The sequence below is a fragment of the Metapseudomonas resinovorans genome, from assembly GCF_002003485.1.
In the GTDB taxonomy this organism is placed as follows: Bacteria; Pseudomonadota; Gammaproteobacteria; order Pseudomonadales; family Pseudomonadaceae; genus Metapseudomonas; species Metapseudomonas resinovorans_D.
On sequence record NZ_BDMA01000104.1, the window covers coordinates 1 to 419 of the forward strand.

Below are 419 nucleotides of genomic sequence, written 5' to 3' on the forward strand. Positions count from 1 at the left end.
CCCGGTCGAGCGTCTTGGTGAGGAAATGAGTGGCGCCCATCCAGGCCTTCAATGTGCCGAACGGGTGCTCCACCGTCTGGCGGCGGATGCGCATCATCTCCGGTGCCTGATCCAGGCGGGACTGCATCGCGTCGAGCACCGCCTCATGTTCCCAGCGGCTCACCCGCCGCTGTGCGCTCGGTGTGCACTGCTCTTTCAACGCACAACCTTGGCAATGCGAACTCCAGTAACGGTGCAGCTTCAGGCCTTTCTCAACCGTCGCATAACGCCAGATCAGGCGTTCTCCGGCTGGGCAGCGGTACTCGTTGTGGGCCGCGTCGTAGATGAAATCATCGCGACCAAAGCGACCCGCTGCGGCGGCGGCCGAGGTCTTGGCCTTGGGTACAAAGGCGGTGATGCCAGCCTCGTGGCAGGCGAGG

Annotated in this window: 1 protein-coding gene; it reads right to left on the bottom strand. The window is 64.0% G+C overall.

The features are described 5' to 3' along the window. A partial coding sequence (locus MnOB_RS28385; RefSeq protein ID WP_199824616.1) for a transposase occupies positions 1 to 419 on the bottom strand: 419 nt, incomplete at both ends.